1 protein-coding gene is annotated in these 16,861 nt (G+C 76.0%); it reads right to left on the bottom strand.

Features of this window, described 5'->3' with window-relative positions:
* Positions 1-23 precede the first annotated feature (23 nt).
* Positions 24-16,775, bottom strand: a complete 16,752-nt coding sequence (locus tag HNP84_RS55470) for a type I polyketide synthase (RefSeq protein ID WP_281396387.1) — start codon at positions 16,773-16,775, stop codon at positions 24-26.
* Between the last annotated feature and the right edge of the window lie 86 nt (positions 16,776-16,861).

Genomic DNA, 16,861 nt, shown 5'->3' with positions numbered 1-16,861 from the left:
CAACCTCCACGAATCACAGAGCATCAGTAGTCAGCACCTTCGGAATCCAGCGCCATGCGGACCAGGCTCTCGGCGTCGAGCTCGTCGATGTCGTCGGCGCGGGCGTCCCCGCCGGAGCCCGCGGTTTCGCTGTCGGGGTCGGCCAGGCGCATGAGGGCGTCGAGGATTCCGGCGTCGCGGAACCGGGACATCGGGGTGGTGGCCAGGATGCGCCGGAGCGCTTCCTCCTCGGCGTCCACGCCGCCGGCGCCGTCGAGCACCAGGCACTCACGCAGGTACTCCGCCACCGCCGCCGTGGTGGGGTAGTCGAAGACGACCGTGGCGGGCAGTTTCAGGCCGGTCGCCGCGTTCAGCCTGTTGCGCAGCTCGACCGCGATCATCGAGTCGAACCCGAGGTCGCTGAAGGCGCGGCGAGGCTCGATCGCCTCGGGCGAGCCCTGACCGAGGACGGCGGCCACGTGCGCCCGGACCAGGCCGAGCAGCGTCCGCTCCTGATCCTCCGGCGACAGCTCCGCCAGTTGCCGGCGCAGGGCCTCGGTGACCTCGGCGTGGTCGTCCTCCGGCTCCGCCGCGGCCACGGACCCGGCCAGGCTCCGCCACACGGGCGCCGGTTCCCGGCCTGTCCCCGGCTCGGCCGGGGCGCGCAGCCGGCCCAGGTTCAGCCGCGCCGGCACCAGGAAGTCCTCCTCGCGCTCCAGCACGAGATCGAGCAGCGCCAGCGCGTCGTCCTCGCTCAGGTCGCCGACGGCGGCAGGGCGCGTGTCCGGCGGCGGTTCGGAGGCGGGGCCGGAGCTTCCGCCGGACGACGGTCCCCAGGCCAGCGCGACGGCGGGCAGGCCGGCCGCGCGGCGGTGGGCGGCCAGGGCATGCAGGAAGCCGGCCTGGGCGCTCATCCGGCCGGTCGCCTCGGGGGCGCCGAGGACGGCGGTGAGGGTGGAGAACAGGACGAACGCGTCCAGGTCGAGATCGGCGGTGAGCCGGTGCAGGTTCCACGCCGCATCGGGCGCGGCCGGGTCGTCGCCGTCCTCGGCCTCGTGGATCACGATCCGCACCGGGGCCTCGGGCGCCGCCAGGGCGGCGAGGCCGGGACGGTCGTCCCGGGCGGCCAGGTCGCAGGCGACGATCCGGACGCCGGCCCCGGCGGTGGCCAGGGCGGCGGCCAGGGCGGCGGCGCCGGGGGCGGCCGGGCCGGGACGGGTGGCCACGGTCACGGCCGCGGCCCGGCCGGTCCGGGCCAGGTGACCGGCGGCGCGAGCCGCCGCCGTCCCGGGTCCGCCGGTGACCAGGACCGTCCCCGGCGTGTGTTCCGTGGGCGGGTTCGTGGGGATGACGCCGCCGGCCGGGCGGGTCAGGCGCCGTCCGTACACCGTGTCGCCCCGCAGGGCGAGTTCCGGCTCGTCGGAGGTCAGGGACGCGGCGAGCATGCTCAGCCGGTCGTTCGCGCCGTCGTTCCCGGGCGACAGATCGGCCAGGATCAGGCGGCCCGGGTGCCGCGACTGGGCCGAGCGGACCAGCCCCCAGACGGCGGCCCCGGTCAGATCCGGCGCGGGCTGGTCCGGCCCGGTCGCGACCGCCCCCCGGGTCACCAGCACCAGGCGGGCCCCGGCCGGCGATTCGAGCGCCGGCCACCGCTGTACCAGGGCTTCGACCTCGCCGGTCACCCTGCGGACGGCCTCGCCCGGTCCCTCGGCGGTCTTCGCCGCCGTCTCCAGGCAGGCGACGACGAACTGCGGGACCGGTTCACCGCCCTCGACGGCGGCGGCCAGGGCGTCCAGGTCCGGATGATCGGCCACGGTGGCGCCGGCCGCGCGCAGTCCCGCGCCGAGTCCGATGAGGTCGGCTCCGATCACCGCCCACGGTCCGGTGACCGCGACGGTGGGATCGGGGATCGGCACCCAGGACAGGCCGAACAGGGCGTCGCGCAGGGTGTTCCCCGCCATCCGGAGCTGACCGGCCGTCACCGGCCGCAGCGCCAGCGAGGCGACGGACGCGACGGGCATGCCGGTGCCGTCCGCCGCGGTCAGCGACCAGCCGTCGGAGCCGGAGCGGAGCCGGACCCGCAGCCGGGACGCGCCCGGCGAGTACACCGAGAGGCCGGTCCAGGAGAACGGGACCCGGGTCCCCTCCCCCGCCGTCTCGCCGGGGCCGGGGAACAGCGCCGTGGCCTGGAAGGCGGCGTCGAGCAGGGCGGGGTGGATTCCGAACGCGCCGGCCTGGGCGGCGACCGGTTCGGGCAGCGCGACCTCGGCGACGATGTCGTCCCCCTGCCGCCACGCGGCACGCAGGCCGCGGAAGGCCGGGCCGTACGCGTGCCCGGCGGCGGTCTGGGCGTCGGCGAGGCCGGAGAGGTCGATCGGTTCGGCGCCGGTGGGCGGCCAGGTGAGGAATTCCCGGGCCAGGGCGGGCTCGGCCGGGCGGGCCGGGGTCAGCACGCCGCTCGCGTGCCAGGTCCAGGCCGGGGCGCCGTCGGCCGGCTCGCTCATCGGGTCGCCGGGGTTCTCGGTGCGGGCGTAGATCTGGACGGTACGCCGGCCGGGCTCAGGGCCGTCCTCCGGGGCGCCGAGGGTGATCTGGACCTGGGTCGGGTGGTCGGCGGACAGCACCAGCGGCGCGGTCAGGGTGAGCTTCTCGATCCGGGGGCACCCGGCGTGGTGACCGGCCACGACCGCGAGTTCGGCGAGCGCCGTGCCCGGCAGCACCACGATCCCGGCGACCGCGTAGTCGGCCAGCCAGGGCTGGGCGCGCAGCGACAGCCGGCCGGTGACGACCAGTCCCTCGCCCTCGGCCAGTTCGACGCTCGCGCCCAGCAGCGGGTGACCGACCGATTCGAGACCTGCCGAGGTGAGGTCCCCGGCCCCGGACGCGACCGGCGCAGGCCAGAACCGCTGGGACGCGAACGCGTAGGTCGGAAGGTCCACCCGCTCGGCCTCGGCCAGGACCGCACTCCAGTCCACCGCGACACCGCGCACGTGCACCTCCGCCAGGGAGGCCAGCAGCCGCGCCGGGCCGCCGTCGCCCCGGCGCAGGGTCCCGGTGACCACCGGGTCGGTGGTTGCGGACAGTCCTTCGAGGGTGGCGGTGACCGGGGCGGTCAGCACCGGGTGAGGAGAGGTCTCGACGAACACCCCGTACCCGGCCCGGCCCAGTGCTTCGATCGCGCGGGAGAACTCCACGGTCGCGCGCAGGCTGGCGTACCAGTACCCGGCGTCCATCTCCGGGCCTTCCACGAACTCGCCGCTCATCGCCGACACCATCGGGACCCGGCCCGGCTGGGGAGTGACACCGTCCAGCAGCTTCAGGATCTCCTCGCGGAGTTCGTCCACCTGGGGGCCGTGCGAGGCGTAGTCCACCGGCAGCATCCGCGCCCGGACACCCTCCCGCTCACATGCGGCCAGGACCTCCGCCAGCGCGTCCGGATCACCCGAGACCACCGTCGCGACCGGGCCGTTCACCGCCGCGACCGACACCCGCTCACCCCACGACTGCACCCGGCTCCGGACGGCGGTGACGGACTCGGCGATGGAGAGCATCCCGCCCCGGCCCGACAACGCGGTCAACGCCCGGCTCCGCAACGCCACGATCTTCGCGGCGTCATCCAGCGACAGAATCCCCGCGACCACCGCAGCGGCGATCTCGCCCTGGCTGTGGCCGACGACCGCGTCCGGTTCCACTCCGGCGGCCTGCCACACCGCGGCCAGCGACACCATCACGGCCCACAGCACCGGCTGCACGACATCCACCCGGTCCAGGCTCGGCGCGCCCTCCCGGCCGTGCAGCACGTCGTCCAACGACCAGTCCGCGTACGGAGCCAGCGCCCGGCCGCACTCGGCCAGACGGGCCGCGAACACCGGCGACGACTCCGCCAGCTCCCGGCCCATCCCGGCCCACTGCGAGCCCTGGCCGGGGAAGACGAACACCACGCGGCCGGTGCCGCCGCCGACCGGGACCTCCCCGGTGACGACGCCGGCGGCCGGCAGGCCCGCGCTCACCGCCGACAGGCCCGGCAGCAGTTCCTCCCGGCTCCGGCCGGTGACCACGGCCCGGTGCTCGAACACCGACCGGGTGGTGACCAGCGACCAGGCCACGTCGGCGGCGTCCAGTTCGGGACGGGCCGCGACGAATTCGGCCAGCCGGGTCGCCTGACCGGCCAGCGCGGCGCGGGTCCGGCCGGACACCGGCCACGCCGTGATGGAGCCGGTGAGGACGGGAACGGACCCGATCTCGGCCCTGTCCGGCGGAACCGGGGCGGGAGCCTCCTCCATCAGCAGGTGGACGTTCGTGCCGCTGATCCCGAACGACGACACCCCGGCCCGGCGCACCCGCCCGTTCGCGGGCCACGGCTGGGCCTCGGCCAGCAGCCGGATGTCACCTTCGGTCCAGTCCACGTGGGTGGACGGCCGGTCGGCGTACAGGCTGCGCGGCAGTTCCTGGTGTTGCAGGGCCAGCACCATTTTGATCACGCTGGCCACCCCGGCGGCGCACTGCGTGTGCCCGATGTTGCTCTTCACCGAGCCGAGCCAGAGCGGACGCCCGTCGGGACGGTCCTGCCCGTAGGTGGCCAGCAGCGCCTGCGCCTCGATCGGGTCGCCCAGCTCGGTTCCGGTGCCGTGGGCCTCGATCGCGTCCACGTCGGCCGGGGACAGCCCGGCGTTCGCGAGCGCGGCCCGGATGACGCGCTGCTGGGAGGGGCCGTTCGGCGCGGTCAGGCCGTTGGAGGCGCCGTCCTGGTTCATCGCGCTGCCGCGGATCACGGCCAGCACCGGGTGCCCGTTCCGCTGAGCGTCCGAGAGCCGTTCGATGACCAGCATGCCGACGCCCTCGGCCATGCCCATGCCGTCGGCCATGGTCGAGAACGCCTTGCACCGTCCGTCGGCGGCCAGGGCCTGCTGCTGGGAGAAGCTGACCAGGCCGCCCGGGGTCGCCATGATCGTGGCTCCGCCGGCCAGCGCCATCGTGCACTCCCCGGCCCGCAGCGCGGCCACGGCCATGTGCAGGGCCACCAGCGAGGACGAGCAGGCGGTGTCGATCGTGACCGCGGGCCCTTCCAGGCCCAGCGTGTACGAGATCCGCCCGGACATCACGCTGGCGGCGGTGCCGGTCATCATGTGGCCGGCCAGTTCGAGCGGCAGGCCGGCACCGTACCCGGAGAACGCCGCCCCCACGTAGACGCCGGTCGCGGAGCCGCGCAGGGTGGCCGGGTCGAGACCGGCCCGCTCCAGCGCCTCCCACGAGGTCTGCAGCAGCAGCCGCTGCTGCGGGTCCATGGTCAGGGCCTCGCGCGGGCTGATCCCGAAGAAGCCGGGGTCGAAATCGGCGGCGCCGGTGATGAATCCGCCCTGGCCGGTGTTCGCGCCGCCGTGGCCGAGGTCCGGGTCGGTCAGGCCGGCGGTGTCCCAGCCGCGGTCGCCCGGCAGCGGGGAGATCGCGTCGGTGCCGGCGGCCAGGAGTTCCCAGAATCCTTCGGGGTCTCGGACGTCGCCGGGGAAGCGGCAGCTCATGGCCACGATCGCGATCGGCTCCGTGGCCGCGGCGGTCACGGCCGGCGCGACCCTCACCAGGGCGCCTTCGCCCAGGAGCCGGCCCCGCAGGTGGTCGGCGAGGGCCGAGGACGAGGGGTGGTCGAACACCACCGTGGCCGGCAGCCGCAGGCCGGTGGCGGTGGAGAGCCGGTTGCGCAGTTCGACCGAGGTCAGGGAGTCGAAGCCGAGGTCGCGGAAGGCGCGGCGCGGCTCGACGGCCTCGGGCGAGGTGTGTCCGAGGACGGCGGCCGCGTGGCCGCGGACCAGGTCCAGGAGCAGCCGGTCCCGGTCCGGTCCGGAGCGTTCGGCGAGCTGCCGGCGCAGCGCCTCCGCGGCCGATCCTCCGCGCGCGCCGGCCGCGGACGCCATCGGCGGCCGGGCCGGGCCGCCGGTGAGGGCCCGCCACAGCGGGGCGAGTTCGGTGCCCATCGCGGCCTGCGCCCTGATCCCGGCCAGGTCGAGCCGGGCCGGGACCAGGAGGGCGTCGTCCCGGGTCAGGGCCAGGTCCAGCAGGCCGAGCCCCTGTTCGGCGCTGAGGGCGCCGACGCCGCCTTGGGCGATCCGGTTCACGTCCTGGGCGCTGAGGTTCTCGGTCATGGCGCTGGCGTCGGCCCACAGACCCCAGGCCAGGGAGACGGCGGGGAGCCCGGCCGCGAGCCGGTGGGCGGCCAGAGCGTCGAGGAAGGCGTTGGCGGCGGCGTAGTTGCCCTGCCCGGCGGCGCCGAAGGTGGCGGCGCCGGCCGAGAACAGGACGAAGGCGTCCAGGTCCATGCCCTGGGTGAGTTCGTGCAGGTTCCAGGCGGCGTCGGCCTTGGGCCGCATCACCGCGTCGATCCGGGCGGGAGTCAGCGACCCGATCACGCCGTCGTCGAGGACGCCGGCGGCGTGGACGACGCCGGTCGGTTCCTCACCGGCCAGCACCGTGGCCAGCGCGGACCGGTCGGCGGCGTCACCGGCGACGACGCGCACGCCGGCGCCGGCCGTGGCCAGCTCGGCGGCCAGGGCGGCGGCGCCGCGGGCGGCCGGTCCCGACCGGCTGGTCAGCACCACCCGGGCGGCGCGTCCGGTGGTGGTCAGATGCCGGGCGACCAGGCCGCCCAGGGTTCCGGTCCCGCCGGTGATCAGCACCGTGCCGGGGCGGCGGACGGCGGCGGGGCCGGGCGGGACGGTCAGCACGATCTTCCCGACGTGCCGGGCCTGGCTCATGAACCGGAACGCCTCCGGCGCCCGGCGCACGTCCCAGACCCGCATCGGGGGCATCGCCAGGGTGCCGGCCGCGACCAGCCCGGTGGTCTCGGCCAGGATCTCGGTGAGGCGCTCCGGCGGGGCGTCGCCGGTGACGAAGGGCCGGTAGTCGACGCCCGGGTGCTCGCGGGCGAGCTCGGCCGGGTCCCGGAGGTCGGTCTTGCCCATCTCCAGGAAGGTGCCGCCGCGGGGCAGCAGCCGCAGCGACGCGTCGGTCAGCTCCCCGGCCAGGGCATTGAGGACGATGTCCATGCCCTCGCCGCCGGTGGCGGCCAGGAAGGCGGTCTCGAACTCGGCCGTCCGGGACGAGGCGATGTGGTCGTCGTCCAGGCCCATCGCCCGCAGCGCGGGCCACTTGGCCGGGCTCGCGGTGGCGTAGACGTCGAGGCCAAGGTGCCTGGCCACGGCGACCGCGGCCGTTCCGACGCCGCCGGCCGCGGCGTGCACGAGCAGCCGCTGACCGGGCCGCGCGGCGGCGAGGTCGACCAGCGCGTACCAGGCGGTCGAGTAGGCGATCGGTACGGTGGCGGCCTCGGCGAACGACCAGTCCGCCGGCATCCGGGTCAGGAGGCGGGCGTCGGCGACGGTGAGCGGGCCGGCGCCGCCGGCCGCGATCCCGAGCACGCGATCCCCGGCGCTCAGGTGGGTCACCCCGGGGCCGGTCTCGGTGACGATGCCGGCGATCTCGGTGCCGACCGGCGCCTCCACCGGGTACATGCCGAGGGCGATCAGGACGTCGCGGAAGTTCAGGCCGGCGGCGCGCACGGCGATCCGGGCCTCCCCGGGCCGCAGCGGCGCGGTCGCCTCCGGGTACGGCACGAGGGCCAGGCCGGCCAGGGTGCCCTTCTCGGGGGCGTCCAGCCGCCAGGGGCCGGTGGCCGGCGGGGTCAGCGGCGGTGCGGCCGAGCGCACCAGCCGCCGCCCGTACGCGGTGTGATCGCGGATGGCGAGTTCCGGTTCGCCGGAGCCCAGCGCGGCGGCGAGCACGCCGAAGGCGTCACCGCCGGTACCGGCCGCGGGGACGGCGTCGGCGCCGGGCGCGGGGAGATCGGCCAGGATCAGCCGGTCGGGGTTCTCCGACTGCGCGGAGCGGACCAGGCCCCAGACGGCCGCGGCGGCCGGATCGGCCACCTTCGCGCCGGCTTCGGTGGCGACGGCCCCGCGGGTGACGATCACCAGCCGGGCCGGCGCGAGCGCGTCCAGGGCGGCCCACTGCTGGAGGAGGCCGAGCGCGTCTGCGGTCAGCCGCCGGGCGGCCTCGGCCGGGCCGGCGGCGTCACCGGTTCCGTCGATGCCGGTGAAGACCAGGTCGGGGATGGGCTCGCCGGCGTCGATCGCCTGGGCCAGGTCGGTCAGGCCGGCGTGTCCGCGCGTCTGGACGCCGGACGCGGTGAGGCCGGCGGCCAGCCCGAAGGGATCGGCGCCGATGACGGCCCAGGTCCCGGGGGTGGCGTCCGGGGTGGTGCCGGTGGCGCCGACCGGCGTCCATTCGACGGCGAACAGGGAGTCGTCGAGGGCGCTTGCGGCCGTCTGGAGGGCCCCGGCGGCGACCGGGCGCAGCACCAGCGAGTCGGCGCGGACCACGAGCGCGCCGGTGGTGTCGGTCGCGACGAGCGCGATCCCGCCGCCGGCGGCGTCCTGCCGCAGGCGGACCCGCAGCCGGGCGGCGCCGGCCGCGTACAGGGACAGCCCGGTCCAGGCGAACGGCAGCAGGACCTCCTGTCCCCCGGCGGCGAGGGGGCCGGTCCAGGCGTCCCCGGCCAGCCCGGCGGCGTGCAGGGAGGCGTCGAGCAGGGCCGGGTGCAGGCCGAAACCGGCGGCGTCGTCGGCCGCCTCCTCAGGTAGGGCGACCTCGGCGAAGATGTCGCCTCCGCGCCGCCAGGCCGAGCGCAGTCCGCGGAACGTCGGCCCGAACGCGTAGCCGCCCTCGGCCTGGGCCTCGTACCGGCCGGTGAGGTCCACCGCTTCGGCGCCCTCCGGCGGCCAGACCTGGAAATCGCCGGGCTCGTGGTCCGCCGGGGCCGTGGCCGGGGCGAGCAGACCGGCGGCGTGCCGGGTCCAGGCCGCGTCGCCGGCCGCGTCCTCCGCCTGGCCGTACACCTCGACCGCCCGGTGGCCCCGCTCGTCCGGGGCGCTCACGGTGACCTGCACCCGGACCGCGCCGTCGGGGGGCAGGACCAGCGGCGCGGCCAGGGTCAGTTCCTCGATCCGTGGGCAGCCGGCCTGGTATCCGGCCCGTACGGCGAGCTCCACGAACGCCGTCCCGGGCAGCAGGACGGTTCCGGCGATGGCGTGGTCGGCCAGCCAGGGCTGGGACCACAGCGACAGCCGTCCGGTGAACAGTAGTCCCTGGCCGCCGGCCAGTTCCACGGCCGCGCCCAGCAGCGGATGGCCGGCCGCGGCCAGGCCCAGGGCGTTGGCCCCGGCGGAGGTGGCCGCCACCGGCTTCGGCCAGTACCGCTGACGCTGGAACGCGTACGTGGGCAGGCCGACCCGGGCCCCGGTGGGCAGGACCGTGGTCCAGTCAACGGGGACGCCGTGGACGTGGACCTCGGCCAGCGACGCCAGCAGCCGGGCCGGGCCGCCGTCGTCCCGCCGCAGCGTCCCGGTCACCACCGGCGCGGCGCCCTCGGGCCCGCCCAAGCCTTCCAGGGTGGCGGCCATCGCCGCCGTCAGCACCGGATGCGGCGAGACCTCGATGAACACCCCGTACCCGTCACGGGCCAGACGCTCGATGCCGTGCGTGAACCGGACCGTCGAGCGGAGGCTCGCGTACCAGTACTCGGCTCCCGCCTCGGACCCGTCCAGGTAGTCCCCGGTCATGCCCGAGACCATCGGAATCAGGGCGGGGCCGGGGGTGATGCCGTCCAGGACGGCCAGGACCTCGTCCCGGATGCCCTCCACCTGCGGGCCGTGCGGCGCGTAGTCCATCGGCACGAACCGGGCCCGCACCCCATCACGCTCGCACTCGGCCGCCAGCGCCTGCAAAGCGTCCACCGCACCGGACACCGTGACGGCCTCAGGGCCGTTCACCGTCGCCACCGTGACCCGCCCGTCCCCGCCGCGCAGCCGGGCTTCGACGGCCTCCAGGGACGCGGCGATGGAAAGCACGCCGCCCCGGCCGGCCAAGGGGATCATGGCCTGGCCACGGCGGGCCACGACCCGGGCGGCGTCGGACAGGGACAGCACCCCGGCCACACACGCGGCCGCGATCTCCCCCTGACTGTGACCGATCACCGCATCCGGACGGACACCCGCCGCCTCCCACACCGCCGCCAGCGAGACCATCACCGCCCACAACGCCGGATGCACCACATCGATCCGCGACAGACCCGGAGCGCCGGGACCGGCGGCCAGAACCTCGGCCAGATCCCAGTCCACAAACGGAGCCAACGCCCGCCCGCACTCCGCCAGCCGCGCCGCGAACACCGGACTCGTCCGGGCCAGCTCCTGACCCATGCCGACCCACTGGCCACCCTGACCCGGGAAGACGAACACCACCGGCCCGGCGGCCCCGGCGGTGCCGGTGACGACCCGGGGCGACGGTTCGCCGGCCGCGAGCGCGGCCAGAGCGGCCATGAGGTCGTCGCGGTTCTCGCCGTGCACCACGGCCCGGTGCTCCAGCGCGGTGCGGGTGGTGGCCAGCGACCAGCCGACGTCGGCCGGGTCGAGCTCCGGGCCGGCGTCGAGGTGGGCGGCCAGCCGCCGGGCCTGGTCGGTCAGGCCGGCCGGGGTGTGTCCCGACACGAGCCAGGCCAGGGCTCCGGCGGTGAGGACCTTGGGCTCGGACGGCTCCGCGCCGTCGCCGTGGTCCGGGCCCTCGGCGGCCTCGGCGGGCTCGGCGGGCTCGGCGGCCGGGGGCTCTTCGAGGATGACGTGGGCGTTGGTGCCGCTGATCCCGAAGGACGAGACGCCGGCCCGGCGGGGGCAGCCGCCCGGCGTCCAGTCCGCCGGCTCGGTCAGCAGCCGGACGTCACCGGCCGTCCAGTCCACGTGCGGGGACGGCACGTCCGCGTGCAGGGTGGCCGGCACCAGGCCGTGCTGCAGGGCCAGGACCATCTTCATGATCCCGGCCGCGCCGGCGGCCTGCTGGGTGTGCCCGATGTTGGACTTCACCGACCCCAGCAGCAGCGGCCGGTCCTCGGGCCGGTCCTGCCCGTAGGTGGCCAGGATGGCCTGGGCCTCGATCGGGTCGCCGAGCGCGGTCCCGGTGCCGTGGGCCTCGATCACGTCGATGTCGCCCGGCCGCAGCCCGGCGCTGGCCAGGGCCGCCCGGATCACCCGCTGCTGCGACGGGCCGTTCGGCGCGGACAGGCCGTTGGAGGCGCCGTCCTGGTTCACCGCGCTGCCGGCCACCACCGCCAGGACGGGGTGCCCGTTCCTGCGGGCGTCGGAGAGCCGTTCCAGTACGAGCACCCCGACGCCCTCGGCCAGGCTCATACCGTCCGCGTCGGCCGAGAACGCCTTGCAGCGGGCGTCGGCCGCCAGCGCGCCCTGCTGGGAGAAGCCGATGAACTCGGTCGGGTCGGTGATCACCATGACGCCCCCGGCCAGGGCCAGGTCGCACTCGCCGCCGCGCAGGGCCTGCGCGGCCAGGTGCAGCGCGACGAGGGCCGACGAGCAGGCGGTGTCCACCGTCACCGCCGGGCCTTCCAGGCCGAGCGTGTAGGAGACCCGGCCGGAGATCACGCTGGTCAGGTTCCCGATCATCAGATGGCCTTCGGAACCCGCCACCCCGGCCCCGAAGCCGGCCAGGCCGGCGTACCCGGAGGACGACGCGCCGGTGAAGACGCCGGTCAGCGAGCCCCGCAACGTCGCCGGATCGATCCCGGCCCGTTCCAGGGCCTCCCACGACGTCTCCAGCAGCAGCCGCTGCTGCGGGTCCATGCCCAGCGCCTCGCGCGGGCTGATCCGGAAGAACGCTGGATCGAAGTCGGCCATCCCGGTGATGAAACCGCCCTCGGGGGCGTACGACGGCTCGCCGGAACCGGGGCCGGCCAGGCCGGTGAGGTCCCAGCCGCGGTCGGCCGGGAAGCCGGAGATGGCGTCCCTACCGGTCGCCAGCAGCTCCCACAGCGCCTCGGGGCTGTCCGCGCCGCCGGGGAACCGGCAGCCCATCCCCACGATCACCACCGGGTCGTCCGACGACACGGGGGTCACTCGCGGCTGGTCCGCCGTCAGGGCCGCCGACCCGATCAGCCGGGTCAGGATCTCCCTGGCCAGCAGCAGCGGGGACGGATAGTCGAACACCACGGTCGAGGGCAGTTGCAGGCCGGTGGCCTGGTTCAGCCTGCCGCGCAGCTCCACCGCCGTCAGCGAGTCGAACCCCATGTCCCGGAAGGCCCGCGTGGCGTGGACGGCGTCCGGTGAGCTGTGGCCCAGGACGGCGGCCGCGTGCCCGCGCACCAGGTCCGTCACGATCCGCTCGCGCTGCACCGGCGACACTCCGAGCAGGCGGGCGAGCAGACCGGCCGCCTCGCCCGACACCGCGACGGCCCCGGTTTCGGCCACCGCCTGACGGGCCTCGGGGATCTCGTCCAGCAGGCGCCAGGACCGGGCCGCGTTGAACACGGCCGAGAACCGGGGCCAGTCCACGTCGGCGACGGCCAGCGCGGTCTCGTCGGCGGCCAGCACCTGGCTCAGCGCCACCAGGGCCCGTTCCGGGTCCAGGAGCCGCAGGCCCTGACGGCGCAGCCGGTCCGGGATCAGGCTCTGCGGCAGCCATTCGGCGGCGGGAACCGGCTCGCCCGGCCCCCCTGTGGCGATCTCGTCGAATCGGCCGCCCGAATCCCACACGCCCCAGGCCACCGAGGTCGCGGGCAGGCCGCGGGAGCGCCGGTTCTCGGCCAGCGCGTCCAGGTAGGCGTTGGCGGCGGCGTAGGAGCCGTGATCGCTGACGCCCCAGGTGGCGGTGATCGAGGAGAACAGGACGAACGCGTCGAGATCCAGGCCGGAGGTCAGTTCGTCCAGGTGGGCCGCCCCGGCGACCTTGGCGCCGCAGGCGAGGGCCAGCTCGGCGACGTCGATGTCCCGCAGCGGGGTGAGCTCGACGGCGACCGCCGCGTGGATCACCACCGACAGCGGAGGCGCCACCGCCGGGATCCAGCGCAGGAGTCCGGCGACGCTGTCGCGGTCGGACACGTCGCACACGGCCATGGTCACGGCGGTGCCGGCTTCGGCCATGGTCGCGGCCAGGGTCGCGGCGCCGGGGGTCTGCGGGCCGCGGCGGCTGACCAGCACCGTGTGCGGTACCCGCGAACGGGACAGCCAGGCGGCCAGGTCCGGGCCGATCGCGCCGCCGGCCCCGGTCACCAGCACGCTGCCGCGGGTCGTCCACGACGGTTCGGGGTCGGTCCGGCGGGTGGCCGAGCGGACCAGCCGCCGGGCCCGGATGCCGCCGGGCCGGATCACGATCTGGTCTTCACCGCATCCGGCCAGCACGGCGCCCAGGCGATCGGCGGCCGGTTCGTCGAGCACGGGCGGCAGATCGACCATGCCGCCCCACCGGTCCGGGTGCTCCAGGCCGGCGACCCGGCCCAGGCCCCAAACCTGGGCCTGGATCGGGTTGGTCAGCGGCTCGTCCGGGCCCGCCGCGACGGCGCCCTGGGTGAGCAGCCACAGCGGGGCCGCGATCCCGGCGTCGCCGAGCGCCTGGACCAGGGCGAGGGTGCCGGCCAGGCCCGCGGCCACGACCGGCTGTCCGGCCAGCGGCGCCTCGTCCAGCGCCAGCAGCGAGAGCACCCCGGCCGGCGGCGCGGCCGATCCGGCGGCCGTGGCGAGCCGCGCGGCGAGCGTCTCGCGGTCGAGCGCGTCCGGAGCGACGTGCAGCGTGACGACATCGGCGCCGCGGGCGGACAGGGCCCGTACGACCCCGGCGGTCAGGTAGTCGTCCGCGTCTCCGGGGCCGGCCGGCTCGGAGGCGGGGGCCAGGACGAGCCAGGTTCCGGACAGGGTGGCCGGCCCGGGGTCGGCGACCGGCACCCAGGCCACCCGGTACCGCCAGTCGGCCACCGCCGACCGCTCGCGCTCGCGGCGGCGCCAGGAGGCCATCGCCGGAACGACGTCGCTGAACGGCCAGCCCTCCTCGACCGAGAGCGCGCCGGCCAGGCCGGTCACGTCCTCGGCCTCGACGGCGGCCCAGAACCGGGCCTCGCCCTCCGACACCGGGTCCGTCCGGCCCGTCGCGGACCCGTTGTGCGCGCCGGCCGGAGCCGGCTTCGGCCAGTAGTACCGGCGCTGGAACGCGTAGGTCGGCAGGTCGATCCGCTCGCCCTCGGCCAGCACCGACGGCCAGTCCACGGCGACGCCGCGTACGTACACCTCGGCCAGGGACGCCAGCAGCCGGGACGGCCCGCCGTCGTCGCGGCGCAGCGTCCCGGACACGACCGGCACGGTCAGGGCGCCGGTCTCGAAGGTGGCGGCTATCGCGGTGGTCAGGACCGGGTGCGCGGAGACCTCGATGAACGCGTCGTACTCGGCCCGGCCCAGCATCTCCACGGCCCGGGAGAACTGCACCGGCGCCCGCAGGCTGGCGTACCAGTACCCGGCGTCCGCCTCGGGGCCCTCCAGGTGGTCGCCGGTCATCGCCGAGACCATCGGCAGCCGGCCCGGCCGCGGGGTGATGCCCGCGAGCAGGCTCAGCACCTCGTCGCGGATCGCGTCCACCTGCGGCCCGTGGGAGGCGTAGTCCACCGGCAGCAGGCGGGTCCGCACCCCGCCCCGCTCGAACTCGGCGGCCAGCTCGGCCAGGGCGGCGGGCTCACCGGAGACGACCGTGGCGCTCGGTCCGTTGACCGCCGCCACCGACAGCGATCCGCCGCTCGAACCCAGCCGGCCGGCGACGGCGTCGGCCGGGGCGGCGATGGACAGCATGCCACCGGCTCCGGACAGGGCGGTCAGGGCCCGGCTGCGCAGCGCGACCACCTTGGCCGCGTCGTCCAGGGACAGGATCCCGGCCACCACCGCCGCCGCGATCTCACCCTGCGAATGCCCGACCACGGCATCGGGCTTCACCCCGGCGGCCTGCCACAGCTCAGCGAGCGAGACCATCATGGCCCACAGCACCGGCTGCACCACATCGACCCGGTCGAAGCCGGGCGCCCCCTCCCGGCTGGCCAGGACGTCGTCCAGGGACCAGTCCACGTACGGGGCCAGCGCCTGCCCGCACTCGGCCAGCCGCGCCGCGAACACCGGCGACGACTCCGCCAACTCCCGGCCCATCCCCACCCACTGCGACCCCTGGCCGGGGAAGACGAACACGACCCGGCGGGAGGGCTCGGCGACGCCGGTCACCACCGCGGCCGACGGGGCCGAGGCGGCCAGCGCCGACACCGCTGCGACCAGCTCGTCGCGGTCGTCGCCGAGCACGACGGCGCGGTGGTCGAGGGCCGCGCGGGTGGTGGCCAGCGACCAGGCGACATCCACCGGGGTCGCCTGCGCCGCGCGCGCGTTGAGGTGGGCGGCCAGCCGCGACGCCTGGGCCCGCAGGCCGTCGGCGCTCTGGCCCGACACCAGCCAGCCCACCGTGCCGCTGTTCAGCACGGGCGGTTTCGCGGGCTCGGCGGGGGACGCCGCCTCGCCGCCGGCGGGCTCATCGGCGTCGCCGGGGGTGGACTCGCTTGTGGCGGGAGCCGGAGCCGGCGGCTCCTCCAGGATGACGTGGGCGTTGGTGCCGCTGATCCCGAAGGCGGAGACGCCGGCCCGGCGTGGCTCCCCGCCGACCGGCCACGGCACCGGCTCGGTCAGCAGCCGGACGTGCCCGGCCGACCAGTCCACGTACGGGGAGGGGTCTTCGGCGTGCAGGGTGCGGGGCAGCAGGCCATGCCGCATGGCCAGCACCATCTTGATCACGCCGGCGACGCCGGCGGCCGACTGGGTGTGGCCGATGTTCGTCTTGACCGAGCCCAGCCACAGCGGCCGGTCCTCGGGCCGGTCCTGGCCGTAGGTGGCCAGGATGGCCTGGGCCTCGATCGGGTCGCCGAGCACCGTGCCGGTGCCGTGCGCCTCGACCGCGTCCACCTCGGCGGCCGACAGCCGGGCGTTGGCGAGCGCGGCCCGGATCACGCGCTGCTGGGAGGGGCCGTTGGGCGCCGTCAGCCCGTTCGACGCGCCGTCCTGGTTCACCGCGCTGCCGCGGACCACGGCCAGCACCCGGTGGCCGTTGCGGCGCGCGTCGGACAGGCGCTCGACGACGAGCATGCCCACGCCCTCGCCCCAGCCGGTGCCGTCGGCGGCGGCGGAGAACGCCTTGCACCGCCCGTCGAAGGCGAGGCCGCCCTGCCGGGAGAACTCCGCGAACGTCCCCGGCTCCGCCATCACGGTCACGCCGCCGGCCAGAGCCAGCGTGCACTCGCCCGAACGCAGCGCCTGGACGGCCAGGTGCAGCGCGACCAGGGAGGACGAGCAGGCCGTGTCCACGGTCACGGCCGGGCCTTCGAGCCCGAGCGTGTACGCCACCCGCCCGGAGATCACGCTGGTGGCGTTGCCGGTGACCACGTAGCCTTCGGCGTCACTGGCGGGCACCGCCGCGCCGTAGGCGGAGAAGCCGGCGCCGGCGAACACGCCGGTGGCGGTGCCGCGCAGCGTGCCGGGATCGATGCCCGCGTGTTCCAGGGCCTCCCAGGACGTTTCGAGCAGGAGCCGCTGCTGCGGGTCCATGGCCAGTGCCTCGCGCGGGCTGATCCCGAAGAAGCCGGCGTCGAAGCCCGTCGCGTCGTAGACGAACCCGCCCTGACGGGTCGTCGATGCCTCGGAGCCGGGAGTGGCGCCGTAGACGCCCTCGGTGTCCCAGCCGCGATCGACCGGGAAGCCCGAGATCGCGTCCACGCCGGTGGCGAGCAACTGCCAGAAGCCGTCAGGATCCCCGACCCCACCCGGGAAACGGCAGCCGATGCCGACGATCGCCACCGGTTCCTGGGCGCGATCCTCCAGTTGCCGCACCCGCCGGCGGGCCTTGCGCAGGTCGGCCGTGGCCCGCTTCAGGTAGTCGAGAAATTTCGCTTCGTTGTCCATGGAAACGGCTCCTCGCACATCGTCCCGGCGTCGGCCTTGACGCCGAGCCTTTTTCAACCGCCTCTTCCCATGGGGTGGGAAGGCCG

Origin of the sequence: Thermocatellispora tengchongensis, assembly GCF_014202315.1 — a bacterium.
Taxonomy (GTDB): domain Bacteria; phylum Actinomycetota; class Actinomycetes; order Streptosporangiales; family Streptosporangiaceae; genus Thermocatellispora; species Thermocatellispora tengchongensis.
This window is presented reverse-complemented; position numbering and strand designations above follow the sequence as displayed.

Bases quoted from the DNA above. Each gene is read 5' to 3' on its own strand.
- HNP84_RS55470 (WP_281396387.1), bottom strand. From the start codon at position 16,775: ATGGACAACGAAGCGAAATTTCTCGACTACCTGAAGCGGGCCACGGCC.